Annotated in this window: 13 protein-coding genes and 1 pseudogene; 8 read left to right on the top strand and 6 right to left on the bottom strand. The window is 72.5% G+C overall.

The window, feature by feature from the left end:
- Nucleotides 1-2: 2 nt before the first annotated feature.
- Both ACWDZ6_RS07330 and ACWDZ6_RS07335 read right to left on the bottom strand, forming a co-directional pair.
- The gene (locus ACWDZ6_RS07330) at nt 3-2081 is read right to left on the bottom strand and encodes an alkaline phosphatase family protein (protein WP_451502079.1); all 2079 of its coding nucleotides are present in this window, start codon (nt 2079-2081) and stop codon (nt 3-5) included.
- A 100-nt stretch (nt 2082-2181) separates the two neighbouring features.
- Nucleotides 2182-2586, bottom strand: coding sequence for a hypothetical protein (locus ACWDZ6_RS07335; RefSeq protein ID WP_451502080.1), 405 nt, complete (start codon nt 2584-2586; stop codon nt 2182-2184).
- A 284-nt stretch (nt 2587-2870) separates the two neighbouring features.
- Between ACWDZ6_RS07335 and ACWDZ6_RS07340 the strand changes: the two genes are divergently transcribed.
- Both ACWDZ6_RS07340 and ACWDZ6_RS07345 read left to right on the top strand, forming a co-directional pair.
- Nucleotides 2871-3653 carry an MBL fold metallo-hydrolase gene (locus ACWDZ6_RS07340; RefSeq protein WP_451502081.1) on the top strand — a complete coding sequence of 261 codons (783 nt, stop codon included), beginning with the start codon at nt 2871-2873 and terminating at the stop codon, nt 3651-3653.
- Entirely contained in the window at nt 3650-4366 is a 717-nt protein-coding gene (locus tag ACWDZ6_RS07345; protein WP_451502082.1) for a DedA family protein, read from the top strand. Before ACWDZ6_RS07340 ends, ACWDZ6_RS07345 begins: the two co-directional genes overlap by 4 nt.
- Here ACWDZ6_RS07345 and ACWDZ6_RS07350 read toward each other — a convergent pair.
- Together ACWDZ6_RS07350 and ACWDZ6_RS07355 are read right to left on the bottom strand one after the other, a co-directional pair.
- Entirely contained in the window at nt 4346-5488 is a 1143-nt protein-coding gene (locus ACWDZ6_RS07350) for an MBL fold metallo-hydrolase (protein WP_451502083.1), read from the bottom strand. The genes ACWDZ6_RS07345 and ACWDZ6_RS07350 overlap by 21 nt on opposite strands.
- Nucleotides 5489-5500: 12 nt before the next feature.
- The gene (locus tag ACWDZ6_RS07355) at nt 5501-6718 is read right to left on the bottom strand and encodes an aminotransferase class I/II-fold pyridoxal phosphate-dependent enzyme (RefSeq protein WP_366734490.1); all 1218 of its coding nucleotides are present in this window, start codon (nt 6716-6718) and stop codon (nt 5501-5503) included.
- A 408-nt stretch (nt 6719-7126) separates the two neighbouring features.
- Here ACWDZ6_RS07355 and ACWDZ6_RS07360 point away from each other — a divergent pair, with 408 nt between their 5' ends.
- From ACWDZ6_RS07360 to ACWDZ6_RS07385, 6 genes and pseudogenes are all read left to right on the top strand, one after another.
- Nucleotides 7127-8641, top strand: coding sequence for a phosphatase PAP2 family protein (locus ACWDZ6_RS07360; protein WP_451502084.1), 1515 nt, complete (start codon nt 7127-7129; stop codon nt 8639-8641).
- Between the two features lie 73 nt (nt 8642-8714).
- Nucleotides 8715-9140 (top strand): annotated as a pseudogene (locus tag ACWDZ6_RS07365) (N-acetyltransferase family protein); the annotation flags it as partial.
- Between the two features lie 51 nt (nt 9141-9191).
- Complete coding sequence (locus ACWDZ6_RS07370) at nt 9192-9743, top strand: GNAT family N-acetyltransferase (RefSeq protein WP_451502333.1); 552 nt, start codon at nt 9192-9194, stop codon at nt 9741-9743.
- Nucleotides 9744-10003: 260 nt separating this feature from the next.
- Nucleotides 10004-10813: a class I SAM-dependent methyltransferase gene (locus tag ACWDZ6_RS07375; protein ID WP_451502085.1), complete on the top strand. Its 810-nt coding sequence runs from the start codon at nt 10004-10006 to the stop codon at nt 10811-10813.
- A gap of 144 nt (nt 10814-10957) precedes the next feature.
- Entirely contained in the window at nt 10958-11311 is a 354-nt protein-coding gene (locus ACWDZ6_RS07380) for a VOC family protein (RefSeq protein ID WP_451502086.1), read from the top strand.
- Complete coding sequence (locus ACWDZ6_RS07385; RefSeq protein ID WP_451502087.1) at nt 11308-11934, top strand: TIGR03086 family metal-binding protein; 627 nt, start codon at nt 11308-11310, stop codon at nt 11932-11934. The genes ACWDZ6_RS07380 and ACWDZ6_RS07385 overlap by 4 nt, the downstream gene beginning before the upstream one ends.
- Here ACWDZ6_RS07385 and aspA read toward each other — a convergent pair.
- Together aspA and ACWDZ6_RS07395 are read right to left on the bottom strand one after the other, a co-directional pair.
- The gene (aspA, locus tag ACWDZ6_RS07390) at nt 11925-13364 is read right to left on the bottom strand and encodes an aspartate ammonia-lyase (protein ID WP_451502088.1); all 1440 of its coding nucleotides are present in this window, start codon (nt 13362-13364) and stop codon (nt 11925-11927) included. The genes ACWDZ6_RS07385 and aspA overlap by 10 nt on opposite strands.
- A 76-nt stretch (nt 13365-13440) precedes the next feature.
- On the bottom strand, nt 13441-14484 hold the full coding sequence (locus tag ACWDZ6_RS07395; protein WP_451502089.1) for an asparaginase: 1044 nt from the start codon (nt 14482-14484) through the stop codon (nt 13441-13443).

Below are 14484 nucleotides of genomic sequence, written 5' to 3' on the forward strand. Positions count from 1 at the left end.
GCTCAGGGTGCCCGGTCCGGCGGGGAAGCTTCAGCCGGTCCGATCGGCACCTGCGGCCCGTCGCACTCACGCAGCCAGCGCCTCAGCACCCGGTGCACCGCTTCCGCACCGACCAGTTCCGCGCCGTCCGCGACGGGCGCCGAGAGATCGACCGGCGACAGCAGGAAGGGCTGGGACTGTTCGCCGCCGAGCCCGCCGTGCGAGCCGATCTGCTCCTCGAAGGCGTGCACCGTGCCCGCTTCCGGGTCGTGCATCGAGTTGACCATGATGTCGGCGACATGCGGGAAGGAGTCGCCACGGCGTATGGCGTCGGCCGCGCCCCGGCCGAAGACGGCCAGCGGACCGCTGTCCGCCAGCTCGGTGACCGGCACCTCCACCCCGCCGGGACCGAGCACCACCGAGCCGTGCTCCTCGCTGCGTACCAGCAGGAAACCGATGCCGGGATGGTTGGCGAGCGTACTGAGCAGCGCGGGATGGCGGTGCTCGATCTGCTCGCGGCTGAGGCGCTCCGAAGTGTCGGGGAAGGAAATCAGCGCGAGGTTCCCGGACGCCAGCACGATCGGGCCGGGGCCCGGCACCAGATGTTCGTCGGCGCCCTCCGCCACCCGCCGGTGGAGCGCGCCGCGCAGGGCGTCCCCGGCGGCGTCGCGGGCCTCGGCGCCGCGCTTGGAGCGTTCCGCCCGACGCGAGACCGGCAGTCCGCATCCGGCCCGCACGAGGTCCTTGAGGGAGAGTCCGTACGCGTCCTGGAACGTCTCCCCAGGGCTCTGCCCGTGGTCGGAGAGCAGCACGATGCGGTAGCCGCGCGGTGTGTGATCGGCGACCTTGGCGATCAGCGCGAGCGAACGGTCGATGCGCTCGAGCACCATCGAAGCGTCCCGGCTGTGCGGTCCGGAGTGGTGTGCCACTTCGTCGTACGCGACGAGGTCGGCGTAGACGGCGGTGCGTCCGGCGAGCATGTCCCCCATCACCGCGGCCACCACCACATCCCGCTCGACGACGGTCGCGAACGCCCGGATGAGGGGGTAGAGCCCGCCCCGCTTGATCCGCGGCCGGTCGCCGCGCAGCCGCGCCCGCGTCGACTGGCCGATCTCGCGGGCGACTTCGGCGACGAAGGACATCGCGGTGCGGACGGCGTTGGCGGGATCGGAGAAGTACGCGAAGTAGCCGGCCCTGGAGCGGTTGGCCCGGCCGCGTCTGACGGCCACCGACAGAACGAGGGCGACCTGGTCGGCGCCGCCGCTGAAGAGATTGCCGCGGCTGGCGCCGTCGACGGTGAGCAGCCCCCCGTCACCGGTGCGCTCGACGGCACGGCGCTGCAGTTCGGCGGCGCTCGCGGGCCGGTTGCTGACCATGACCCGGCCGCTGTCCTTCTCGTACCAGCGGAAGGCGGGCACATCGTGGTTGGAGCCGTGCAGTATGCCGAGCTGGCTGGCGCCGGTCTGGCTGGACCAGTCGGTGCGCCAGGGCGTGAGCCGGTGGCTCTCGTCCATCCAGGCGGCGACGGTCGGCATCACACCGTCCTTGGCCGCACGCCGCAGCACCTCGTACCCGACGCCGTCGAGCTGCAGGAAGACGGTGCCGGGTGTACCCGCGCGGCCGCCGTCCTCGCCGCGTCTTCGCCGGCGGCGGTCGGCGAGCCGGGAGAGCCTGCGCCGGTAGGCGTCGTCGTCCCCGACGGCGAGCGCCGTGGAGGTCGCCGACGCTACGGCGGACATCACAGCGGCGACGACCACGGCAGTCACCGGGTCGGCCGCGCCGCGCCCGTCGGGAATCAGCCAGAGGGCGATCAGCAGCAGCGAACCGTTGAGGAAGAAGACCAACAGGCCGAGCACCAGGGCGGATACCAGCAGCAGCGCCCGTACGGCGACCGGCCAGACGAGCGCGCTCAGCAGACCGAAGGCGCCCGCGCCCAATGCGGCGGTGACCGCGGTCCTGGTGATGCTGTCCCCGTCGTCGGACTGGAGCCGGAAGTCGGGCAGCAGCCCGGCGAGCGCCAGCATCGTCAGCGTGGAAACCGCCCACACCACGATCACGCGCAGCAGGGCTCTGCCCGCCGTACGCCATCGCCGTTCGGCCACGCCGCTTCACCTCACCCCTGGAGCAGATCTCCAGCGTGGCACAGCGGCGGGCGCGACCCGGTGGAGCGCCGGCCGGGCCGTGGACGGGGCGGGCGCGCGGTCAGCAGCCGTCGTAGCCGGCCGTCGGCATCGAGAGCCTGCGATGGACATTGGCCTTCATCGCCGCGTCGTAGACGGGCTCGTCCAGGCCCGCGGTCTCCAGCCGGACGCCCCTGCGCCCGCATTCGGCGAAGAAGTCGGACACCGAGGTCAACGCCCCTGACAGCACTCGTTCGTTGGGGGCGACGAAGAGGTCGACCTGGCCCGCGTCGACATCGGACCAGAGTCCGCGGTGGTCGGGCCGCAGACCGTAGAAGAGCAGGTGACGGGTGACGACATAGCCCTTGTCGGCCGCCCAGCGGGCGCACATGGCGTGCTGACTGCGGGTGTCGACCAGGAAGGGGTCGCGGTCCAGTTCCTCGAGAGGGGTCAGGCTGGCGATCGCCGCCACTCGTACGCCGTCCATGGCCGTCCCCCTGTGCGCTCGATGTCCCGACGACCCTACTCCGCTCGGCTGCGCCCGAGGAGGCGCGCACCGGCGCACTCAGCCCGCTCCGGCCGCACCTCGGCCGCGCTTCGGCCCGTTTCAGGGCGCCTCACTGCGCTTCTCGGCGGGGGAGGAGCAGGCGCAGGAGCGGCAGATCGTCCAGCCGTCCTGGTCGCACCGGAGCACCGCCGCGGCGCGGGCACATCTACGCTCGTACGGGAACGGGGGAACGGGAGCGGGGAGCGGGAACGAGGAGGCGCCGCGTGCCGGTGGAGATCACCTGGTGGGGCCATGCCACCTGCACGATCGAGGACAGCGGGGTCCGGGTGCTGACCGACCCGCTCTTCGTGCGCCGACTCGCGCATCTGCGCCGACGACGCGGTGAGCTGCCACCGGCCGAAGCGGCGGCCGCCGATGCGGTCCTCGTCTCCCATCTGCATGCCGACCATCTCCATCTGCCGTCGCTCGCAAGGCTCGCGCCGGGTACCCGGCTGCTGCTGCCGAGGGGTGCGCGCCGCGCCGTGCCGGGGCTGAAGAGGCTGGCGAGCGCGGCCGGGCTGCGAGTTACCGAGCTGGCGCCCGGCGACGAAGTACCGGTCGGCGAGCTGCGGGTGCGGGCCGTGCCCGCGCTGCACGACGGTCGGCGACTGCCGCTGGGGCCGCACCGTTCGCCGGCGCTCGGCTATGTGATCAGCGGCGATGCGCGTACGTACTTCGCAGGGGACACCGGGCTCTTCGACTCGATGGCCGAGGAGGTCGGCCCGGTCGATGTGGCGCTGCTGCCGGTCGGCGGCTGGGGGCCGTATCTCGGGCAGGGTCATCTCGACCCGGGCCGGGCCGCGCGGGCGCTCGCCGCACTCGCACCGCGCGCGGCCGTTCCGGTGCACTTCGGCACCTACTGGCCGATCGGCATGGACTGGGTCCGGCCGCACGAGTTCTATGCGCCGGGCGAGGAGTTCGTACGGAAGGCGGCGCGGCTGGCTCCGCAGGTGGCGGTGCATCTGCTGGAGCACGGCGAGCGGGTCGGACCGGAGGCCGCCCGGTGAACTCGGAATTGTCGCGGGCGCTCGGGCACCTGTCCGAGGTCGTGGGGAGGCTGCCGCCGGAGTCCACACAGCAGGCAGTCGGCTACCCGTCGCTGTTTCTGCTGGTGGCGCTGGGTGCGCTCGTGCCGGTGGTGCCGACGGGAGCACTGGTGAGTTCGGCCGCGGTGGTGGCCCTCCATCAGACGGCTCCGCTTTCGCTGCTGTTCGTCTTCCTCGTGGCTTCGTCCGCCGCGTTCGTCGGGGATGTGGGGCTGTACTGGCTCGGGCAGCGGGGAACCCGGTCCAGGAGCGGTTCGCGTTGGCTGGCGGCGCTGCGGGGCCGCGCCGCGCCCGACCGCCTCGAGCAGGCGCAGCGCAAGCTGGAGGAGCGCGGTGTGACGGTGCTGGTGCTCTCCCGGCTGATACCCGCCGGGCGGATCCCGGTGATGCTGGCGTGTCTGCTCGGCAAGATGCCGCTGCGCCGGTTCGTACGCGGGGACATCCCGGCGTGTCTCGCCTGGGCGGCGACGTATCAGCTGATCGGGATCCTGGGCGGTTCGCTGTTCGACGAGCCGTGGAAGGGCGTGGTCGTCGCGGTGGCGCTGACGGTGACGATCAGCGGGGCGCCGACGCTCTGGCGCAGGGTGGGACGAGCGCCGCGGGCAGGGTCGTCCGGCCCGTCCGGCCCGTCAGATTCAGCCGGCTCATCCGATTCACCCGGTCAGCACGCGTGAGCCGCCGACAGGCAGGTCCCACAGCTGTCCGCGCGGGCGGCCGGTGCGTTCCCAGGCGGCACGCAATCGGGTGAGCGGCTCAAGAACCGGCTCTGCGGAGAGCACGAACGTCGCCCAGTGCATCGGTGCCATATACCGCGCGCCGACGTCCTCGAAGGCGCGCACCGCCTCCTCCGGATCGGTGTGCACATCGCTGAGCCACCAGCGCGGTTCGTAGGCCCCGATCGGCAGCAGCGCCAGATCGAGGTCCGGGTGACGGAGGCCGATCTCCTTGAACCAGTGGCCGTAGCCGGTGTCACCCGCGAAGTACACCGACTGGCTGTGCTGGTCCGTCAGAACCCAGCCGCCCCACAGGGAGCGGCAGGTGTCGGTGAGGGTGCGCTTGGACCAGTGGTGGGCCGGTACGAAGTCGAAGCGGACACCTCTGAACTCCGCCCCCTCCCACCAGTCGAGTTCCGTCACCCGGGTGAAGCGGCGGCGCCGGAACCAGCGTCCGAGGCCGGCCGGGACGAAGAGCGGGGTGCGGCGCGGAAGTCTTTTCAGGGTGGGGGCGTCCAGATGGTCGAAGTGGTTGTGGCTGATGACCACGGCGTCGACGGGCGGCACATCCTCCCAGCGGACGCCGATGGGAGTGATCCGGACCGGAGTGCCGAGGATCCGGCGCGACCAGACGGGGTCGGTGAGCACCGTGAGCCCGCCGATGCTCAGCACCCAACTGGCGTGTCCCGCCCAGGTGACGGCGACCGTTGCGGTGTCCACGGTGGGCAGCGGTCCCGGCGCGAACGGCAGCAGCGGAATGTCCTGGAGCCCGTCGGGGCCGGGGCGTACGGCGCCTTCTCTGGCGAGGCGGGCCATGGCGCGTACACCGGGGAGCGGAGCGGTGAGGCGGTCGGCGAAGGATCTGGGCCAGTGCCGGATCTCGCCGAGAGGACGGGTGCGGGGGCGGGGCCGTACACCTGCGGTGGTGCCCTCGGAGGTACCCGCGGCCGCGGTGCGTCCCGTCACGCCCGCTGTGCCCGCCGCTTCCGCCGTACGCTCCGCTTCCGCCGTACCCGCCGCCCCTTCTTGCCCCGCGTGCCCTGTCTGGCCCGACTGTCCCGAGTGCTCCGCCTGTTCCGTCATCCGGGGCTCCGTTCAACGCAGTTCGTCGAAGGCCGTTCCGAAAATCCTCAACGCCTCCGCCACATGCGGCAATTCCAGGGGTGCCGGAGAGGTGAGAGATTCCAGGCGCTGCTCCGGAGTCGTTCCCAGCAACGGCCCGGTGGCCAGCCGTACGCGCAGCGCGCCCAGCTCGTCGCCGAACCGGTGGCCGCCGGGCACCGGGGTCCCGAGGCGGTCCGTCAGATACTCCTCGAGCTCCATGGAGTCGCTCACGCCCCGTTCGGCGAGACGGGCGCGCAGCGGTCCGAGGTCGGCATACAGATGGCGGCCCGCCTGCGGAGGTCGGGCCAGGGCTCCGGAGGTGAGCACCGCGCGGTGCGCCGCGGCCGCCACGCGCGCGTGCAGTTCGGCGGCCTGATCCGTCCTGGCGGTGACCTGACCGGGCTCGCCGAGTGCGTGGGCGGCGGCCGCGGCCACCGGCGCCGACACCACCGCGCCGAGGGCGGTCAGGATGTCGAGAGTCCTCGCGCGGCGGACGATCCCTTGCTGGGTGGGCGGGAATCGGGCGACGGCGACCGGCCAGGAGGCGGGAGTGAGCGCGCCGGCCAGGTCGCTGATGACGGTCACGTCCGCGGGCCACATCTCGGCCGGGCTGAGCAGCACCGTCTCCTGCGGCCGGTGCAAGGTGTCCCGCCAGGTCTCGTCGCTGATGATGTGCAGACCCTCGCCGACCGCGGCCTCGCATGCCTCGCTCACGGTCTCGGGCGGCGCGACGGTCGCGGTGGGGTCGTCGACGACGGAGAGCAGCAGCAGCCGTGGCTTGCCGCCCTCGGCGCGCACTCTGCGTACGGTCTCGAGGAGCGCGAACGGATCCGGCACGCCACCGCACTCCGCCGGGGTCGGCACATGGTAGGCGGGGCGCCCCAGCAACCGCGCCTGCGGAGTCCACCAGGCGGGGCACGGACGGGGCATCAGCACATCCCCGCCGTACGCGCCGAGCAGGGCGAACAGCAGCGGCTGCGCGCCGGACGCGGCGGCCAGCTCGTCGGGCCTGCTGCGCAGACCGCGCCGCCACCAGTAGCCGCAGGCCGCCTCGCGCAGCTCGGGACCGCCGCCGGGCGGCTCCCCCTCGGCTCGGCTCGCGGCGGACGCGAGCACGGTGGCGAGCTCGGGCAGCACGGGCAGTCCCGGCTCGGGCGCGGGCGGACCGTAACGGACGGGACCACGGCCTTCCGGAGCCGTCCGCTGCATGCCGTCACCTCCGCCGCTCGGTCCCGGGACCTCTGACGCGGCCCACGAGCCCTTTATACGGAGGTTTGGGTGAGCTCGCCGCGCGGGAGCGGCAGGCGGCCGGGCCGCGGACCACGGCGACCCGGTGGCGGACCACGGCGCCGAAGAGAGCGCCCGGCTGTCGTGGACCGTACGTCCGGCCGGTGTTGCGGGCCCGGTCCGTCGTACGGGCCGTCCGGCCGGTCCTGGCCGGGCTCCTGGCACGGTCGCCCCTTTGGCGGCAGCGGCGGGAGCGGCGGCCCGCGACGGCGGCGGGCGTCGCGACCGACGGGTGGCAGCCCTTCTCCGGGCCCCGCCCCGGGCGCCGCGACAGCCCCCGTTTGGTCCTCGTCCCGAGTGGCAGCGGGGTCCGCTGGGTACCCGCGATGCATGTCAGACGCTTACACACAGGGAAGTCCGCAGGTCCGTGAACGGGTCACGGCGCTGCTCAGTGGCTGGGACCGGCAGATCCTGCACACCGTCGCCGCCCGGCGATGGCCGGGCGCGGAGCCGGTGCTGCCGCGGCTGAGCCGCAGCGCCAACCACGGGCTGCTGTGGTTCGGCGTGGCCGCCGGAATGGTGGCGCTGGGGCGCGGGGCCCGCTCGCGCCGGGCAGCCGTACGTGGTGTGGGGTCCCTCGCACTCGCCTCCGCCGCCATCAACACCATCGGCAAGCGCTCGGTGCGCAGGGCACGGCCCATGCTCGACGCGGTGCCGGTGATACGGCGGCTGAAGCGCCAGCCGTTCACCACGTCCTTCCCTTCCGGGCACGCCGCCTCGGCTGCGGCCTTCGCGACCGGCGTCGCGCTGGAGTCGAAGAGCTGGGGCGCGATCGTCGCACCGGTGGCCGCTTCGGTCGCCTTCTCCCGCGTCTACACGGGCGTGCACTACCCGAGCGATGTGCTGGTGGGCGCGGCGCTGGGCGTGGGCGCGGCGTTCGCGCTGCGCGGGGCCGTACCGACCAGGTCGCAGCTGCCCGCGCCGGGCCGGCCGGCCGCCGAGGCGCCTGCCCTGCCCGGCGGCGAGGGCCTCGTGGTCGTGGTGAACGAGCAGGCGGGCACGGCGGACTCCGCGGCTGTCGTGCATCAGGCGCTGCCGCTCGCGGAGGTCGTGGAGTGCGCTCCTGACGAACTGTCGGCGGAGCTGGAGAAGGCGGCGAGCCGTGGCCGGGCGCTGGGCGTTCTCGGCGGAGACGGGACGATCAACCGGGCGGCGGCCGTCGCCGTCGCGCACGACATCCCGCTCGCCGTCTTCCCCGGCGGCACGTTCAACCACTTCGCGTACGACCTGGGCATCGAGTCGGTCGACGACACCTGCCGGGCCCTGATCGGCGGCGAGGCCGTCCGGGTCGATCTGGGACGCTTCACACCGGGAGCGCAGAGCGGCCCGGACAGCGGCAAAGAGTCGGGGATTTTCCTCAACACCTTCAGCCTGGGCGTCTATCCGGAGCTGGTGCGGATCCGCGAACGCTGGTCGCCGCGCATCGGCGGCTGGCCGGCCGGGGTACTGGCGGCGGCCCTGGTGCTGCGCGGCGAACACCCGCTGGAGGCCGAGATCCAGGGCCGGCGCCGCCCCATGTGGCTGCTGTTCGCCGGGAACGGCGTCTACCAGCGGGTGGGGCCGACGCCCGGCCACCGCCTGGATCTGGCGGATGGCCTGCTGGATGTCCGGGTGGTGCACGGCGGCAGGTGGCCGGGGCTGCGGCTGCTGGCCGCGGCGCTCGCAGGACCGCTGAGCCGCTCACCTGTGCACGCGGCACAGAAGCTGCGGCAGCTGCGGATCGGCGGGCTGGCACCGGGGACGCCGATGGCGTACGACGGTGAAGTGGCCGCGGCCCCGAGGGAGTTGTTGGTGCACAAGGCCCACGAGGCGCTCACGGTCTACCGTCCGCAGGCCCTGCTCTGACAGGCCCTTCCCCGAGAAGGGCCTGTCGAAAATCTGATCGACGGGCCGCGGTCGCATCCCGCACCATGAGCGCATGCAGATCCGGCGCGCGCAGAGTCATGACGCGGCCGGGATCGCCGCGGTCCACGTACGGTCCTGGCAGGCGGCGTTCCCCGGTCTCGTACCGCAGCACCATCTGAACGCGCTCGACCCGGGACAGAAGGCGCTGGCCTGGGCGGGCCGGCTCACCGAGCCCCGCAGGCCGGCCGCCGGAGTGCTGGTCGCCGAGACGGACGAGGCGATCGTGGCCTTCGCCGGTTACGGGCCGACCGGGCACGCGGGCATCGTGGAGATCGGCGCTTTCTACTCGCTGCCCGAGGTCTGGGGCACCGGAGTCGGCACACGTCTGCTGGCGGCCGTCCTCAAGGAACTCATCGCGGCCGGCTGCACCCGGGCGACCTTGTGGGTGCTGGAGGCCAATGAACGTGCGCGGCGGTTCTACGAGGCCGCGGGCTGGCGTCCGGACGGCGCGATCGAGGTGGAGGTGACCGGCGGCCGCCCGCTGACCAAGCTGCGCTATCAACTCCCGCTCCCCGGCGCCGTCACCGCCGGACCCATCCACACCGACCGGCTTGTGCTGCTGCCGCTCGCTGTCGCGCACGCGGAGGAGATGGCCACGGTCCTGTCCGACCCGGTCCTGCACACCTTCATCGGCGGTGAGCCCGACACTCCGGAAGCCTTGCGCTCGCGCTACGTCCGCATGCTGGCGGGCGCGCCCGATCCCGCCGTGTCCTGGTGCAACTGGGTCATCAGACTTCGGAACGAGTCCTGCCTCGCGGGCACCGTCCAGGCAACCGTCAGCCCCTCCGGACGCGGCCGCAGCGCCGAGATCGCGTGGCTGGTCGGCACACCGTGGCAGGGGCGGGGCATCGCCACCGAGGCGGCGCGCGGCCTCGTCGGCTGGCTCGCCCGGCAGTCGGTGCACACCGCTGTGGCCCATGTGCACCCGGACAACCTGGCCTCCGCGGCCGTCGCCGCGGCGGCCGGGCTCACCCCCACCGCCCGGGTGCAGGACGGTGAGGTGCGGTGGGAGGGGCGGCTCGGCGTGAGGTGCAGGGCCTAGAGGTACCGCTCCGGAGCTCGAGCCCTCCCCCCTGCTTCAGCAGGTGCGGCCGCTCGCCGACCGGCCGCGGCGAACGCGTCGGTGAACGTCTGCGGGCCATGGCGGAAGTGACCCCGCTTGTTCCCGGCTCCGTCACCGCCTTGCTCCGTCACCGCGTTGTTCCCGGCCGCCGCGCGTGTCCGTATAGCAAGATGCAGGTCTCGACATACGAAACGTCGGCGTACGCTGGCCGTACTCGCCTCAGGAGAAGGAGTTCGGCCATGTCGAAGGAGACCGCCGTCTACACCCACGGGCACCACGAGTCGGTGCTGCGCTCGCACCGCTGGCGGACCGCCGCCAACTCCGCGGCGTATCTCATCGGTGAACTCCACCCGGGCCTGGATCTGTTGGACGTGGGGTGCGGTCCCGGCACCATCACCGCCGATCTGGCCGAGCTGGTCGCACCGGGGCGGGTGACGGCGGTCGACGCCGCCGAGGACGTACTGGCCCAGGCACGTGAGACCGCCGTCGAACGCGGCCTCGACCATGTCCGCTTCGCGGTCGCCGATGTCCACGCACTGGACTTCCCCGATGACTCCTTCGATGTCGTCCACGCCCACCAGGTGCTGCAGCACGTCGGCGATCCGGTGCAGGCGCTGCGCGAGATGCGGCGGGTCTGCCGGCCCGGTGGCATCGTCGCGGCACGCGACAGCGACTACGGCGCGTTCACCTGGTTCCCCGAAGTCCCGGCCCTGGACGGGTGGCAGACCCTGTACCAGCGGGTCGCGCGTGCGAACGGGGGCGAGCCGGACGCCGGTCGCAGGCTGCTGTCCTGGGCCCGCGCCGCGGGCTTCAGCGACATCACCGCCACCGCCGCCACATGGTGTTTCGCCACACCCGAGGAGCGCGCCTGGTGGAGCGGACTGTGGGCAGACCGCACGACTGCTTCGGTGTACGCCACGCTCGCGGTGGACGGCGGCCATGCCAGTGCGGAGCAGCTGGCCACGGTCTCCGACGCGTGGCGCGAGTGGGGCGGCGAGGACGACGCCTGGTTCATGGTTCCCCACGGTGAAGTGCTCTGCCGGGCGTGACTTCCGGCGTGAGTGAAGTGCCGCTGATCGGGGCCTTGTGGCAGGAGGCCGGACGACTGGGCCGTTCACGCCGGGACCGTCGCAACCCGCCCACAATCGGGCAACCGATTTCGCGTCCGGTCACCGCGAACTACGCTCGCCCGTATGGAGATCCTCGGAACCACGCTCCGCATCTGCGTCGAAGACCTGGAGGCCGCTGCCGCCTTCTACGAACGCCTCACCGGTGCCACGCCGCTGCGCTTCGAACGCGCCGGGGTCTCGGTCGCCGCGGTCGGCTGCTTCCTGCTGATGAGCGGCCCGGAGTCGGAACTGGAGGTGTTGCGCAAGGTGACGGCAACCATCGCGGTGAAGGACGTCGACGACGCGTACGCCACGCTCACCGAGGTGGGCGCACAGATCATCGCGGGCCCCGTGCCAACGCCGGTGGGCCGCAATCTGATCGCCGTCCACCCGGACGGATCGGTCTTCGAGTACGTCGACAGGAAGGCAGCCGAGTGAGCGGCCGAACCGCGGAGCGCGCAACACCGCTGACAGAGCTGCACCGGCGCGTCATGGAGGTCACCACGGCCGTCGTGAACACCGTCGGATCCGGCCGACTCGCCCTGCCCACACCGTGCGCGGCCTGGAACCTGGGACAGCTCCTGGCCCATATGACCGGCCAGAACCACGGCTTCGCCGCGGTGGCGCGCGGCGAGAAGGAGGACGCGTCGGTCTTCGCCGACCGGCCGGTCGGCGACGATCCGGCGGGCGTCTTCGCCGCCTCCGCGCACGAGGTGACCGCCGCGTTCGCCGAAGAGGGGGTACTGGAGCGGGAGTTCTGGCTGCCCGAGATCCGCAAGGGCGGCGGATTCCCCGCCCGCCTGGGGATCGGCTTCCACTTCATCGACTATGTGGTGCACGGCTGGGACGTAGCCGTGTCCATCGGTGCCGGTATCCGCTTCGACGACGAGGTGCTGACCACGGCGCTCCCCATCGCCGAGGCCGTCCCGGACGGCAGCCCCCGCACCCTGGCGGGCGCCGCCTTCGCCCCGGGCCTCGCCACTGCCCCGGACGCGGTCCCGCTGGACCGTATCCTCACGCTGCTGGGCCGCGACCCGCTCTGGGCAGCGCCTCAGCTCTGAGAGGCTGCTGATCCGCTGCCGGTGGCAGCAGCACCCGTGCCCGCGAGCTCTTCCGGACGGAGCAGGGCAGCGAGCCGGTCGGCCGGGAGCAGCCCCCGCTCCAGCACCAGTTCGGCGACGCCGCGCCCGGTGGCGAGGGCCTCCTTGGCGATACCGGTGGCCGCGGTGTAGCCGATGTGCGGGTTGAGGGCGGTGACGAGCCCGATGGAGTTCTCCACGGTCGCCCGCAGCGTCGCGATGTTGGCGGTGATGCCGGATACACAGCGTGCGGCGAGGGTGAGGCAGGCTGCCCGCAGGTGGGTGATGCTCTCCGACAGCGAATGCAGGATGATCGGTTCGAAGGCGTTGAGCTGCAACTGCCCCGCCTCGGCGGCCATGGTGATGGTGACGTCGTTGCCGATCACTTCGAAAGCGACCTGATTGACGACCTCGGGGATCACCGGGTTGACCTTGCCGGGCATGATGCTGGAACCCGCCTGGACCGGCGGCAGGTTGATCTCCCCGAACCCGGCGCGCGGGCCGGAGGAGAGCAGTCGCAGATCGTTGCAGATCTTGGAGAGCTTGACGGCGATGCGCTTGAGCACGCCGGACAGATGAACGAAGGCGCCGCAGTCCTGGGTGGCCTCGACCAGGTTGGCCGCGGTGACCAACGGCAGGCCGGTGATGGCCGCGAGGTGGCGGCGGGCGGCTTCGGCGTAGCCCGTCGGGGCGTTCAGGCCGGTGCCGATGGCGGTCGCGCCGAGGTTGATCTCGTGGATGAGGAGGACGGCCTCGGCCAGGCGGCTCTGGTCCTCCTCCAGCATCACCGCGTACGCGGAGAACTCCTGGCCCAGAGTCATCGGTACGGCGTCCTGGAGCTGGGTACGGCCCATCTTGAGGATGGTGCGGAACTCCTCGGCCTTGGCGGCGAAGGCCTCCCGCAGGATCGCCATCGCGTCGAGCAGTTCATGCACGGCGATGATCGTGGCAACGTTGACGGCGGTCGGGTAGACGTCGTTCGTCGACTGGCTGAGGTTGACGTCCTCGTTCGGATGCAGCCGGCCGTAGTCGCCCTTGGCATGGCCCAGGATCTCCAACGCCCGGTTGGTGATCACCTCGTTGGCGTTCATATTGGTCGACGTACCGGCACCGCCCTGGATCACGTCGACGACGAACTGGTCGTGCAGCCGTCCGTCGTCCCGGATCTCCCGGCAGGCGGCGGCGATGGCGCCGGCCTTCTCCGAGGTGAGCAGCCCGAGGTCCTCGTTGGCGCGGGCCGCGGCTTCCTTGACGGCGGCGAGCGCGTTGATCAGGTGCGGGTACGCGGCTATCGCCGTACCGGTGATGGGGAAGTTCTCCGTGGCGCGCAGGGTGTGGACGCCCCAGTACGCGTCTGCGGGGATGTCGCGGTCTCCGAGCAGATCGTGTTCGCGGCGATGTCCGGCAGTCATGGCGCAGGTGTTCCTTCGTGAGGTGGCGGGAGTGGGATGCCGCGGATACGGATGGGGCGCGTCGCTGTGCGCGGCGCTAGGCGACGGACGAGGCCGCCGAACCGGAGAGGCGGGCCAGCGCACCCACCGCCCGCAGGCACCCGACCGCCACGCCGCCTCCGATGACGGGCACTTCGGCGAATCCGGCAAGGATCTGCGGGTCGACTCCGCACAGCGCGAGGGCCGCCGCCGTCACGGGCATCCGGGCGCGGTCGGCGCCGTCGGCTATCTTCACGCCGACAGCCCGCCCGTCGGGGAGCGCCGCGACCTGCACGCCCTCGAACCCGTCCTTGGCGAGCAGGCCCGGCACCGCGCGCATCAGGCGCGCGACGTCCCGCCCGCTGCCGGAGACCATCTCCGGGTGCTCGCGCATGGCGTGCGCGACCCGGCCCTCCTGGGTGTCGGGCGCGGCCGTCGCCAGCCGGGCGACGGCCCGGGTGAGGCCGTGCAGCGATACGGAGAACAGCGGCGCGCCGCATCCGTCGACGGTCACCCCGGCGATGCCCTGCCCGGTGAGCTCCTCCACCGTCGCGGCGATCGCCCACTGCAGCGGATGTCCGGGATCGAGGTAGCTCTCCAGGGACCAGCCACGGGCCCGTGCCGTCATCAGCATGGCGGCATGCTTGCCGGAGCAGTTCTGGGCGAGCCGGGTGGGTCCGAGGCCACGGCTGATCCACTCCTCGCGCACCGCCGGGCCGTACGGCAGATCGGGGACGTTGCGCAGGTCGTCCTCGGTCAGCCCGGCGGTGTGCAGGATGCGCAGAGCCGTGGCCAGATGCCGGTCCTCACCGGAGTGGCTGGCAGTGGTGAGAGCCATCGCCTCGGCGTCCAGCGGCGGCAGACCGGCACGCAGCAGGCCGACCGCCTGGACCGGCTTGAGCGCAGAACGCGGGTAGAAGGCGGCCTCGATGTCGCCCGCGCTGAACTCCACGCTTCCGTCCGCCGCCAGCACGACGACGGAGCCGTGGTGGACGCCCTCGATGACTCCCCCGCGCACTGCATGGGCGAGCGGGACGTGCGCAGGTGGGCGAACGGCGGGCGGCTCGGCGGGGGGGCGGCGGAACGGGGTGGTGTGGGTCAT

It is taken from the genome of Streptomyces sp. NPDC002926 (assembly GCF_053591755.1).